This is a genomic window from Candidatus Desulfosporosinus nitrosoreducens (assembly GCF_030954495.1).
GTDB lineage: Bacteria > Bacillota > Desulfitobacteriia > Desulfitobacteriales > Desulfitobacteriaceae > Desulfosporosinus > Desulfosporosinus nitrosoreducens.
On sequence record NZ_JAVHUW010000065.1, the window covers coordinates 252,119 to 264,156 of the forward strand.

Here is a 12,038-nt window from a genome sequence, read left to right on the forward strand (position 1 = left end):
ACTATTCGGCTAGTTTCTTAAGGAGCTTTGAATGTTGAGATGTAACTTCCTTGATAGCTTTAGAAATTTTACGACTATGGATCTTGGAATTATTTGGTTGATCGTTGTTTTTAGCTTCTTTAGCTATGGCCATATTAACATCCCTTTCGTTATCTATACTCCCTTTATCCATATTGTACCACCCCTCGTAAAATTGAACAATTGTTATAGCATTATTATTATTCAAGCGGAAGGAATATAGTCTTCCGCAATATAAGTGTGGCTGCTGTATGAAAAAGTTTGGCTCATCCATCCAAAATTTTTTTATATCGTCAATGGTTATTTTCTAAGTCGTTAGCCCTGAAAAAGCCCATCTCTTGGGCCTTTTTAGCCCCTATTTACAAGATATTTTCGTTTTTTTTTCGACAGCGCAGTTGATGGTTCGGGTTAACAAGCTTAATCGTTGTCAATGCTAATAGAAAAAGGTATAGTTATGTTATAATTGTCAGAAATTGTTGGTTGAACTTGGTTAAGAGGAGATTGGCATGGAACCAAAAAATAAGTTGCTTTGCAATGCTAAGAATACAATTTCTGACGAGGAATTGCAGCGCCTTTTTGCAGAACCCGATTACCATCTATTCCATACTGAAGTTGAAAAGTTGGTCGAGAACGGAGTTCTTGTTCCAATAAAGTCCTCAAAAAAGAATGGACGCCTGCCGCCGCTCTATAATAAATACCGGATTGTTAAACCCCAGGAGGATTATACTGGCCTAGCTGAGTCCATTCGCCGGCTCAATCCGGGTTTGAATATCGCGGGCTATTTACAAAGACCGGATTTATATCAAAAACACTTGACAATCCTGGAAGGCATCAGCAAATATTTGTGGTTTGCTCAGGACTTACTAGCTAGGCCCATGTCTCGCAAGGAACGTTCATTTTCAATCTGGGGCCGGGAAAAGTTCCTGGATGAGCATCTGGCAAGGGTTAAAGAAGTTCTGAAATATAATCACTTGGAAGAAAATTTCCTTAATTATTACGATACGCCCGAACCATTTTTTGAATATCATCATCCGCAAGGAGGATCACGGACTGTTCTGGTGATCGAGAATAAAGACACATGGTTTACCTTTCGCAAGCTGATGCAGGCAACAGGAAAAAATATCATTGCCGGCACGGCTGTCGATGTACTCCTTTATGGTGAAGGGAACAAGATTACGAAAAAAGGCGCCTTGGAACAATACTCCGCGACTATGTTGGGGGTCGAAAAGGTTTACAATCAACAAGAAAATTCTTCTGCAGATAACAAATTGCGTGAACGTGTTCCTATTGGCATAACTTCAACTGCAACACAATCTGAGACCGAGCCCATTATGGCTGGGAGACAGCCCCGGTTCCTTTACTTCGGAGATCTCGACTGGGAGGGGATTCGCCTGTTTTTTCGAACCAGAGATGCCAACCCTGCCCTGGATCTGAAACCTTGCGCCGGACTATACCGGCTGATGCTGCAGCTGGCTGAATCCGCGGAATTGCCGAAATCCCTGGACCAAAGAGGCGTGGTTGGTCCGCTTCCGGAATTTCTCTCCTTATTGGAGATGCCCGAAGAAAAGAAGCTGGGAGCAATCTTGTCCGGCGGCAGGTACATACCCCAAGAGATTATCAATTATCAAATTGCTGAGAAGCTACTAACCTAAGGGAAACGAAGGTGCGGCAAAGTGATGACCTCACAACTTGAATTGCTGGAAGGCTTTGAACAACGGATGAAGCTTGTCGCAGCCATTGATTCTATTATTAACCGCGGCAATCGGAATATGGAGCTGGAGAGATTATTTGAACCGGGTCAGCTGGATAATATCATCCTCTCGGTCCTGGTTTTTATTATGGAAAAAACCCTGACCGAGGATGAAGACTGCACCTTAGACAGCATTGCCAAGTTCCTGGCTCAGATTATCCCTGACTATTTCAGCCCGGAGCAGGGGGACAAGCCCTTTGTTTCTGAGGCAAGAACCGCGGGTCTGTCCCCAGGCTCTCCGGAAATTATGCGCAGGCTCGCTGAGTACATCGTTAAGGATATCCTGCAAAATGGCGGCGAGGCCAGGTATTATCCGGTGATGAGATACGGGCAGGGAATGGAGCGGATCCGTATCCGCTTGATCGACGATAAGCTGATCGATGACCAGCGGGGTTACAGCATCAATTATCAATTGACGGACCAAGGGTATGATTTGCTGTTTCGCACCAAGGAAGTGGAGCAGGAAATCAGTTTTACGATTGAAGAATTAAAACTGCGCGAACTGATTAAGCGCAAAAATTATAAAAAGGCCATCGGACAAAGTGCCAACCTTGTGCAAATGATCCGGCAAAAGAAAAACGACATCCGCCAGTTTGTTCAGAAAGTCCGGGAAAACATTTACGAAGTCAATATTGAAGAGTTTGAGCGTCTGGTTTCCGGCACCTATACCTTATTGGAAGAAGAATACAGCATGATGAGCGAGATCCGGGAGATGATTGTCCTCTCGGAAGAACGTCTCAGAGAAGAGGCGGACACCCGGGGAGCTTTAGATGAGCAAATGGCTAAAGCCCGCTCGGAGATTGCTGTGATCCGCAGAAATATTCATTTAACCATCAGCGAACAAAAAGAACTGATCCTGGAACGGCTTAGTCTTGCCAGAATCTATAAGGAAACCATTGCCGATTCCTTTGCTCTATCCAGGGCCCGCTACTATGATTTTGAGCAAACCATCCTCAAACCCCTGGAAACTTGTACGGAAACTAAGCTTTCTTCTCTCTGGCAGTTATTAAATCCCTTATTTAAACCCAATCCGGATCGTATCCTTAACTTGCTGACGGTTTATGAAAGGCAGGCCCAGCTGAGAAAGGAAGAAGAGGCTGCGCCGGGTATTTTCCTGGAGGAATTAGGCGAAGACCTGGAGCTGCGCAGAATCGAGAGGATTAATGACTCTAATCTGGAGTTTGTCCGCGGTCTCTTAGAGTATGCGCACCGGAGGAAAGAGTCCTTCCGGTTCGGTGAGTTTTTTCAGGATTTAGAGACCAATGACCGCTTATCTGAAGAACTGACAGGGGATGATTTGATCTTTAAAACCATGCTCAAGCTTTATGATCTTCAGGTGATTGATTTGAAGAAGTGGCAAGCCCAGCAGGAGGATGTGGTAGCCAATGCCACCGGAGAGCTTGATGTCAGCTACTGTTTATACAGGATTGAATATGATCAGCCAGATTTATATGGGATCAAAAAACTGGAGATTAGCAAACCGGATGAACAACTGTTTGAACACGAGATTAAGACCCAGATAGGGGAAGGGCTGTTCAGCAGGCGGATCGCCATCAGCGATTTTATGATTGAGGTGAACTTGGAGTGAGCGATATAAAAACTGCTCTTAAGATCTATCGCCGGCTGCTGGAGAAGGGCCAGTTGGACCGGGAAAGCGAGGCGGACCTCTTCCTGGAGTTTCGCAACGTTGAGGTGCGGGCCATCCTGGCGGAATTTGAGGAAGAACTGGATTTTAAAGCCATCGAAGTGGGGGGAAGCATCTATCTCCTGCCCAACAGCGGGAACGGAGTCCTGGGCTTCACTACCAAGGACTTGAGGGAAGGGGTAGCGGCGGATGCCCGGCTGGTTGACGCCTACCTGCTCAGTTATATCGCCATGTTCATTTTGTACTTGTTTTACGGAGGACGGAACCGCAATCCCAAGCAGCGGGAATTTCTGAGAATCAGCAAGCTCATTGAAGAGCTGGACCGGCGATTTGCCCTGGCCTTAGCAGACCGGGAAGAGACTAAGGTTCTTGAGGAAAAGTACGCCCTGAATTTTACCAGAATCGCCGAGCTCTGGGACAGCAAACAGGATTTCGAGGAAAGAGGCCGCAAAACAAAAACCGGCACGATTTTAAACAGCTGCCGGCTTTTGGAGCGGGAAAATCTTCTGAGACTGGTGGATGAGGATCGTGAACTGCGTCCCACCAAAAAGCTGGATGACTTAATGTTAAATTATTACCTGGACGATAGCCGGGTGACAGAGATCAAAGAGTTCTTCGAAGGAGTTGTACCGGATGCCTAGAATCAACCGCCTACGCATTATCAACTTTTCCTACAATAATGATTCCAGGCATATTCAGGACGAGACCTTTAATTTTCACGGCGGCGAAAACGCCCTGCTCAGTTTGGCCAATGGCGGGGGAAAAAGCGTCCTGGTCCAGTTGTTCTTTCAGCCTATTGTTCCGGAAATTAAAATCCAGGGCCGGCAGATCAGGGAGTTTTTTCGCAAAAAGCGTTTGCCGGTCTATGTCTTGATCGAGTGGAAGCTGGACGCGGCCGCCGGTTATTTGCTGACAGGCATCGGGATGGTGTCGGCGGAAGTTTCCGGGGTGGAGGATGAGAAAAACCGGATCAAGTATTTTACCTTTACCTCAAACTATACCGCGTCGAACCCCTTTGACCTGGCCCATATGGAGTTGATTCGTCAAAAAGGCAATATCCTGGAGATCAAGCCTTTTAAAGAAGCGCGGGAAATGCTGAGCGAGAGAGAGCGGAAAGATCCTTATCATGTAGGCTGTTTTTACGATGACGATGGAGAACGTTACCGGAAACGTCTGGCTGAATTTGGGATTGCCCAGGATGAATGGCGCAATATTATTGCCAAAATTAATGACCACGAAGGTGGTCTCGATGAAATCTTCCAAAAGTATAAAAACTCCAGCCAGCTCTTAAACGAATGGATTATCAAAACCATCGAGAAGGTCATCTACAAAGACCGTTCCGAAGCACACCGCCTGGAGGAAATGCTGGAAGGTTTAGTGCGGGAAGTCATTGAGAATGAACGCTTTATTTTGGAAAAAGCTGTTCTGGATGAATTCCTGGGGGGTTATGGTGAGCAGTTGGACACTTTAGTCGACCTGCTGAACGGTTTGGAAGAGCAAAAACGCCTGGCCGGAAAACTCGCCGCTTTGCATCATCATTTGGACTCGGAAACCGTCCGGCTTAAAGAAACTCAGGAAGATAATAAGCAGACTTTAGAGACCATGAAACTGGAGCAGCAGCAGATTAACCTGGAGGAACGCTCCAACACCTATTGGCAGAGAAACGATGAGCTTGCCTGGGCCGAAACAAGACTTGCCGCAGCTGAAAAACGGAGCCGGGAGAACGAAGAAACGCTGGAAGCCTTAAAATTCGACCGCATGGTCATGCAGGCTGCAGGAATCAGGGACGAGATAAAGGCCAAAGAAGTGGAGCTCGCCGGGCTTAATGAGAAGCTGGCGGTTTCGAAATCCCAATATAATACGGATGAGCGGATGCGAAATCTGGAATATACTCTCCTAAAATTAACTCAGGAACTCTCCCAAACCCTGGAGTCTGCTTTGCTGCGCTTAAATCAGGCAAAGGCGGAGCGGGAAAGCGCCTTGGAGCAGGTGAAACAAGACTCAGGCAATCTGGAACAGGAATTGCGGAATTATGAGGGGGAGAAAGGCCGCCTTGAACAGCAACGGCTACAGTTTGAAGTTAAAGAACGGGAGGTCAGAGCTAAGCTCAAACTTAATCTCAACAGAAATCTGCTGGGAGAATTAGCGGAGAGTGACATCGCCCAAACAAGAGTCCGGTTTAAGAAGGCTTGGGACGATCTCCAGCTGGAAGGGCAAAAGCTCAGGGAAGAAAAGGCCGGACTTGAACAACGACAACTTGAGGCAGCCCAGGAAATTCAAATTAAGCGGGAAACACAGCTTAGTGAAAAGAACGTACTCCGCTCCCTGGTGAAGGAGATTGCCGACTACGAGGAGCAGGAAGAAGAAATCCGGAGAATCCTCCAAAAGTATGGGTTTGACCCGGAACTTCGCTTTGACAAGGAACGCCTGCACACAAGCTTCAACCAATTGCTCAAACATCTGGCCCGCAGCCTTGAAGAGGCCGTGCGTCTGCGGGACGCTTCAGCGGAGTCCCTGCTTTCTCTGAAACACGGACGACTGCATGTACCGGAAGAATTGATCGCGGTTCTGGCCGATAAGGATATTCCCTATGAAACCGGTGAAGCTTATTTGCGCAATCAAACCCCGGAACTCAGGCAGAGGCTGCTGGAAGGCAATCCGGTTCTGCCCTATGCCCTGATACTGCCCCAAGAGGGGATTGAACTTTTGGTTGAGTCCATTCAGAACCTGACTCTGCGCCGGGCTATTCCGGTCATTGCTTATGAGGATTTGAATGTGCGCCTAGCCACTAAGATGGATCATTTGATTCAGACGGAGACAGGAATTTCCTTAGTTTGTTTGTATGAAGGCAGGGTATTTGATAATGACGGCTTAATAAAGCTGGAAGAAGAACTGAGACAAAAACAAACTGAGGCTGAGGAACAGTATCAGCACTATACGGGGGAACGCAATGACGTTGTTGCCAAACAAACCATCTGCGGGCGTTTTGCTTATAAGGCGGATCACCGTTATCTCTTAGGCAAGAAGATGGCCGCCAGTGAAACTACGATTCATACGCTGGACCGGGAATTAAAAGGTCTGACCCAGGAAATAGAAAACCTGCGCCAGACTCAGGAAGAACTGGGACAAAAAATTACTGCCAACAATGAGTCTCAGCAAAAAGCTCAGGCAGCTTTAGAAATGTTTGACGCCTGGATAGGGCAGGAGAAGGATTACCAGGCCTGCCGGCGGAGATTGTCTGCAGTGAGCGAAGGGATTTCGGAAGCAGAGGGCAGAAAGTCCGGCTTAGCCCAACGTCAGAAAGGGCTCGAACAGGAGATTCAGGGCTTAATCTTAGAGATTGAGAACAAGAAGACGGAATCCAAAGCAATAGATAAAAAACTACTCCTCTACCAAGGGGCTCCTGAAGCGGAAATCGTCCCGGGAACCCTTGAAGAACTGGAAGAAAGGCTGCAATCCTTAAAAAGGGAGTATAGCGGGGAAATCGAACTGCTGGAAAGACGTCGGAAAGATCTGCTTTCAGAAGGCAGTAAAAAGGAAAAAGAACTTGCTAAATTGGGACTCTCCGCAGACGACTACAGTCAAGCAGTCTACGCAGAAGAAAAGCTTGATGCCATTAATTCGGAAGTCGCTAAGCTTGAAGCGTTGCGTCTAAAGCTGCAGAAAGAAACCCTGGAGGCCGCCAGAATTGAAAGTGCGGCCCGGAAAGCATGTCAAATTGCCGGGGAGGAAGTGCAAAAGCTGGGAGCGGAAGCCCCTCTCAGCCCGGAAAATATTAAAGGTGATTTCCGGGAGCGCCTTCAGGAGCTGGCTGCACGGCAAACCCATTTGGAGCAGGAAAACAGCCGCTTATTCCGTCAGATGAACGACTATAACAAGCTGGTGGATCAAATCACTTCCTATGTAAAGGATCTGACGATTGAAGCGGAGAAAGACTTTAAGCCGGAGCAGGATGTTAAGGCTCAAACTGGGAGCTTAGGGGAAGGCTATCGCACCGTCGAGAATCAAACTAAAGCCCAGGCAGACAGGCTGAGACATAACTACACAGGCCTGAAAGCAAATTACCGGGAAAGAAATCCGAATATCAGCAATATTTTCAAGGGCCTGGACCAGCTTTGGGATAAGGCCAGGATGACCTTTGAGGATTTCTATTACCTTTATGAACGGATGAGCCTTCATAAAGAAAAGCTTAAGGAGCTGATCAAGCTTCATGAAACTCAGCTCTCCAATTTGGAGCGCAACAAAAAGGACATGGTCCAGCAGAGTCTGCTTCAGGCCATGAGATTTTACGAGGAAATCGACTGGATATCTGATTGTTCCAAGGTGCGTCTGCAGGGAAGAAGCAGACCCGTGCAAATGCTCAAGGTTGAGCTATCCCTGGATTCCCATGAGGCGGCAGGCACCCGGATGAAGGACTATATTGAGGAATGTATTGCCAAGGTCCGGGAGGAAACCCGGCAGGAAAAGAGTGAGGATGAGGTTAAAAAGTCGATTGCTAAACTGATGTACAGCCGGGAATTATTGAATGTTTATTTGAATACTTCTCATATTCCGGTCAAAGTCTTTAAGATTGACCTCAACATGCAAAACAGCGGCCTGAAAACCTGGGAGGATGCCATGCGGGAGAACTCAGGCGGGGAAAAGTTCGTCGTCTACTTCTCCGTACTTTCAGCCTTAATGGCCTATACCCGGTCGCGGACTCTGGAGGCTGCGGGCGCCGAGGAAGACAAGGATTCCAGTGTTCTGGTCATGGATAACCCTTTTGGTCCCATTTCCTCGGAACACCTGCTCAACCCGCTCTTTGAAATTGCCCGCAAACACCGGACTCAGCTTATTTGTCTGTCCGACCTGAAACAAAACTCCATCCTCAATTGTTTTAACCTGATTTTTATGCTGAAGATCAGACCCAGTTCCATCGGTACCAATGAGTATTTGAAGTTTGAAGAAATTATCCGCGATGAAAGTGCCGTTTATCATGATGAGAAGCTGGAAAAGGCCATCTTCAGGGTGACGGAGAATAAGCAGATGAATTTATTTGAGTAGGTAGTGGCAAGGCGTGCTTCAACATGTATGATTCCAAGTTCAGTATAGAGTACACATTGCTGTGAGGAATAAAACAAGCCGCCTCGTGTTATGAGACGGCCCGAACCCAGTGGAATAGGCAGAGAGCTTTCATCTTGTTTTGGAAAATTATGACATAATACTTGTAACAGGTTGTCGAGGGACGGTTAGGGTGGTAAGATGATCTCAATGTTTGAAGCGATGTATCTCATGATTGCATTTGCGGCGCTCATTGTTATGATCATGAAGAAGAAATAACCGCCCCCAAGGTTTGCGGTTATTTCTTATAACCCGTAAATCCGGCTAACCGTTCGGTTAGACAATCTGCCGGGCCGGCGTGCTTGCAACACGTCAGTCCTTATTTAATATAATATCCATAGATTGTAAATATGCAACCAGATTACCTGTGATATAAAGTGAGCAAAGAGAAAGGGTAAGCGCATTGGCTAACAGTATTAAGAAGGATGCAGAATGGGCTGAAGCAAAAAAGAAGTGCAGGCTTAACGAAGAAACCTTGAAAATGGCTAAAGAAATGGGACTAAATCCCAGAAGCTTAATTAAAAACATACCTAGTAAAAGTGAACAATGGAAGGCTCCTGTAAGTGTCTGGATCCGGGAAATGTATGAAAAACGACAAGAAAAGGCATTTCGGAAAAAGGCAGGCAAGAGAGAAAATCACATCGTTAAGAAAGAAGGGGAAGGAAAATAAGTGAATGTATTTTTTGTAAACTCCCAGAGATAGCTATCCTTGTCCAGAACGATCTGGCCCTGGCCTTTTTTGATTAGTTCCCGGTCAATGAAGGGCATGTTCTGATTATTCCCAAGAGGCATGTCGCAAGCTTCTTTGACCTAACCGAAGAAGAAGTTCTGGGCCTCGTTCATAGAATTAAAATTGAGAAATCATATTTTTCGCTGTCCAGACCCGTCTAATTTCATCATATAGACCGACGAGTCACCTGTCGTGACGGACAACCCTCTTGTACAAAAGACCCAATCACCGACGATATTAATCGCGTTGATTTCATTCTGATCCGCGAGCTTTGTTTGGCCAGAACCATCAATTTGAATTTTGTAAAGCCTGGAGCCATCTGCTTGATTGCTGTAATAAATCCAGCCGTTATGCACATTTAAGGTTCCCGCAGCGTCATTGGTAACTGCTTTTATACCGGAACCATCAAGATTGGCAGAATAAATTTTACCATCGTTATTACTGATATAGAAAATCTTCTGATCACTGATACAAAATGAGTTGACATCATCCTTCACAAGCACTGTATCCCCGGACCCATCCGGATTCACCCGGTTGATGGAAAAGGGCCCCATGACGGAGGCAGGCTGATAATAAATATAACCGGAGTCCATAACGACGTTGCGGGGATTACTCAGAATTCGTTGCGAAGCATAAAAGCCATTGCCATCAGTAAACAGCCCCCCATCATTGGCATAGTATACCTGCTTGTAGACCCCGTAGACATAGCGGATACCGGTTGTGGCTATCAGAGAAGGATCAGGTTGATGATCACTGAGGACTTTCTTATATAAGGCTTGCGCGTTAACAAAATAGATAGAATTGCCAACTGCACTTAGATATCCGGCACTATAATTTAAGACTTTAGTCGCTTGCGACCCATCAGGTTTCATTTTATATAACTGTCGGTTATCCAAACCACTTGTATAGTAGATCCAGCCATCATTGGCGGCGGCTAGTCCCAGGTTGCGCAAGTTGCTTTGAATATTACCGGGATCAATGTTGTGCAGGGATTTTAAGCTGTTAAAGACATTATCTGAAACGACGCTGGTACCGCCTAAGGCAACGATGGTCTTGGGTGAAAGAAAGCTGAGGTAGACGGAGCTTAGATTCTCAGGGATCTCGTTGGGTTTAACCAGGACAATGGGGGATTGGGTCGAACCGGCGAAAACTGAACCGGCCAGAGCATCGGGGAAATTTGTCCCCGTTGCCACGAAAAGGTTAGGACTCTGATCACCAAAGAGAGCATCGGCGATCATCGCTGAGGTATCATACTGGTCATAACCTCCGAATCGTCGGAAACCGGCAGCCGGGAAAAGGCTGTGGAGTTGTTCCTCAACCTCAGAACCAACAGCACCCACTCCTCCAATCAAGGTGATTTCCGTGGGGTTAAGGTCTTGGAGGCAGGCCAAAGACTCCGCAGGGATCTTGCTTTTTTGAACGAGGACCATGGGGATACCATGTGCCGAAGCATAAGGGGAGATGGAGAGAGAATCCGGGAAGTTATCCCCGGTGGCAATGATCACTTCGCCGCCTCCGGTTGGTTTGGTAATTTTGGCGATCTCCGCCGCTGTTCCGTAACACGTGACTCCGGAGAGGCGCCGGACAGCATAGTGATAAGCCGGCTGAGCGTTGAGCTCCGCTTCCAGTGCTGCAGGTACGACTGCCGTGCCGCCCAGAATATAGATTTTGCCCTCCGGTTTGAGAACCCGCTTAATTTCCGCAAGGGTTTTCTGATTATCTCCGTAAGTGTCAACCAGTAAAAGAGGTGCTTTTTCTGAGACACCGAGGCTTGCACCGGCTAAAGCATCCGGATAATTAAAGCCGGTGGCAAGAAGTACGGCACCGGCACTGGAATCAGCAGGGAACATGGCTTGAGAAATAGCAATTGACGTATCAATGCGGTCGTAACCGGCAAGTCTGGTACTGATGGAAAGCAGAGGGGCCGTTGAAGAATCAGCGGCAAAGGCAGGTTGGGCAGTGATGATTGAAGATAGTATGAACAGACCGATTATGAGGCTGAGGCTGATTTTGCCCTTTTTCAATGTGTCATTGCTCCTTCTTCGGTTGCTTTTTTATGCGTTAAAACAAATACAAACGTTTATTCGTTTGTTGAAGAAGAATTCCTTTTGGAAAATTAGACCAGGAAGAATAATAATAATCCAACGTGTGGCAAGGGGAAGTAAGGTGAGTAAATGGGGCGGAACAGAGGTAGGATTATTGCGAACTGAACCGCCGGACAATTGGGGGAAAAAGTTATGCCTATGGACATCATCCTGCCGGCCGACAATCATCATGCCAAATAGGGTTGTCATTGAAATTGTTAAGAGCCCCCCTGTTCTATTTCCGGTGCCTTTTCGTAATTAATTTCCAGTTGCTTGTTGACCCATTCATCAAGATCCTCTAATATAGGAAGCAAACTTTTGCCATTGTCTGTTAAGGAATATTCCACCCGAGGCGGAATTTCCAGGTATTGGACACGATTGATTATTTTATAACACACTAATTCCTGCAGGCAGTTACTCAGGGACATATTAGTAATTCCAGCTAATTCTCTTTTTAACTCATTAAACCGTACGACCTCTTTTTTGCTTAATAGACACAATATAGGCAATTTCCATTTGCTGCCGAGTACTTGCAGTAAATATTGTACAGGGGTAGTTAAGGGCTTATCAATTCTTTTATTTCCCATAGATCGGACCCCTTTGGTCAAATATAATATACTTAGTCAAAATAATTTGCGTACTTGTATAGTTTTGACCAAGTAATATAATTATATCATGAAGTAAGGTTATGAAAATAGCTGTGAAAAATGT

8 protein-coding genes and 1 pseudogene are annotated in these 12,038 nt (G+C 46.4%); 6 read left to right on the forward strand and 3 right to left on the reverse strand.

Translation table 11 applies throughout. From position 1 onward, the window contains the following. Position 1 precedes the first annotated feature (1 nt). The gene (locus tag REC12_RS17575; RefSeq protein WP_308896704.1) at positions 2–172 is read right to left on the reverse strand and encodes a hypothetical protein; all 171 of its coding nucleotides are present in this window, start codon (positions 170–172) and stop codon (positions 2–4) included. Positions 173–524: 352 nt separating this feature from the next. Between REC12_RS17575 and REC12_RS17580 the strand changes: the two genes are divergently transcribed. The 6 genes and pseudogenes from REC12_RS17580 to REC12_RS26540 all read left to right on the forward strand — a co-directional run. Then, positions 525–1,670: a hypothetical protein gene (locus tag REC12_RS17580; RefSeq protein WP_308896706.1), complete on the forward strand. Its 1,146-nt coding sequence runs from the start codon at positions 525–527 to the stop codon at positions 1,668–1,670. A 24-nt stretch (positions 1,671–1,694) separates the two neighbouring features. Next, on the forward strand, positions 1,695–3,356 hold the full coding sequence (locus REC12_RS17585) for a hypothetical protein (RefSeq protein ID WP_308896708.1): 1,662 nt from the start codon (positions 1,695–1,697) through the stop codon (positions 3,354–3,356). Then, a complete protein-coding gene (locus REC12_RS17590; RefSeq protein ID WP_308896709.1) occupies positions 3,353–4,054 on the forward strand; it encodes a DUF6063 family protein in 702 nt (233 codons plus the stop codon). Before REC12_RS17585 ends, REC12_RS17590 begins: the two co-directional genes overlap by 4 nt. After that, positions 4,047–8,456, forward strand: coding sequence for a coiled-coil domain-containing protein (locus REC12_RS17595; RefSeq protein WP_308896711.1), 4,410 nt, complete (start codon positions 4,047–4,049; stop codon positions 8,454–8,456). Before REC12_RS17590 ends, REC12_RS17595 begins: the two co-directional genes overlap by 8 nt. A 460-nt stretch (positions 8,457–8,916) precedes the next feature. Next, a complete protein-coding gene (locus tag REC12_RS17600) occupies positions 8,917–9,183 on the forward strand; it encodes a hypothetical protein (protein ID WP_308896713.1) in 267 nt (88 codons plus the stop codon). An 89-nt stretch (positions 9,184–9,272) separates the two neighbouring features. Beyond that, positions 9,273–9,404: pseudogene (locus REC12_RS26540) on the forward strand (HIT family protein); the annotation flags it as partial. Here REC12_RS26540 and REC12_RS17610 read toward each other — a convergent pair. Further along, on the reverse strand, positions 9,375–11,267 hold the full coding sequence (locus REC12_RS17610) for a cell wall-binding repeat-containing protein (RefSeq protein WP_308896715.1): 1,893 nt from the start codon (positions 11,265–11,267) through the stop codon (positions 9,375–9,377). The pseudogene REC12_RS26540 and the gene REC12_RS17610 overlap by 30 nt on opposite strands. 278 nt (positions 11,268–11,545) lie before the next feature. Beyond that, positions 11,546–11,914 (reverse strand): winged helix-turn-helix transcriptional regulator, encoded by a 369-nt coding sequence (locus REC12_RS17615; protein ID WP_308896716.1) that lies wholly within the window; start codon positions 11,912–11,914, stop codon positions 11,546–11,548. Positions 11,915–12,038 lie beyond the last annotated feature (124 nt).

What these genes read in the sequence shown, in the direction of transcription:
- REC12_RS17575 (WP_308896704.1), bottom strand. Translation starts at nt 172, where the DNA reads ATGGATAAAGGGAGTATAGATAACGAAAGGGATGTTAATATGGCCATA.
- REC12_RS17580 (WP_308896706.1), top strand. Translation starts at nt 525, where the DNA reads ATGGAACCAAAAAATAAGTTGCTTTGCAATGCTAAGAATACAATTTCT.
- REC12_RS17585 (WP_308896708.1), top strand. Translation starts at nt 1,695, where the DNA reads ATGACCTCACAACTTGAATTGCTGGAAGGCTTTGAACAACGGATGAAG.
- REC12_RS17595 (WP_308896711.1), top strand. Translation starts at nt 4,047, where the DNA reads ATGCCTAGAATCAACCGCCTACGCATTATCAACTTTTCCTACAATAAT.
- REC12_RS17615 (WP_308896716.1), bottom strand. Translation starts at nt 11,914, where the DNA reads ATGGGAAATAAAAGAATTGATAAGCCCTTAACTACCCCTGTACAATAT.